Source organism: Arthrobacter sp. B0427-1-12 (assembly GCF_059092905.1).
Genome location: NZ_JBNHIC010000200.1, coordinates 1 through 523, shown reverse-complemented (window position 1 = coordinate 523; position 523 = coordinate 1). Strand labels below are relative to the sequence as shown.

General features: G+C 65.8%; 1 pseudogene. It reads left to right on the top strand.

The window, feature by feature from the left end:
• Nucleotides 1–308: 308 nt before the first annotated feature.
• Nucleotides 309–523: pseudogene (locus AC5RWU_RS24545) on the top strand (IS110 family transposase); the annotation flags it as partial.

Sequence of the window (523 nt, the reverse complement as noted above, 5' to 3'; positions counted from 1 at the left end):
TGAGACAGCGGTCCAGGGGCGCTGCCGCGCCGTGGGGGTTGAAAGTCTGCCCGTCGCGTTCCGGGGATCCGTGGAGGCCTGACGGGACAGCGGAGGCAGCGGGATAATGCAGGTGTCCGCTGCGGCCCAAGCGCCGATTGTCCTTGGTACCGCCTGCCGGTCCGTGAGACAGCGTGGCGCGGAGGCCTTCCGCGGGAACCGTGGACTGTTGCCGTTGAGCACGAGTGTTAGTTTCCTTCTTTGTTTCCCTGTCCTTTCCGCAGCTGACACTGACACAACCACCAGCAACACCCCCAAGGGAGGGTCCCATGGACATCGTGCATGAGCGTGCCGCCGGGATCGACATCTCCAAGAAGGACGCCAGGGTCTGCATCCGGGTCCCGGGCAAACGAGCCGGGACCTTCACCTCGACGGTGACGACCTGGGGGCCGACCGCCGCTGAAGTCCTGGCCCTGCGCGACTTCCTGCTCGAGGCGCGGGTCACCACCGTGGTGATGGAATCGACCTCGGACTACTGGAAGCC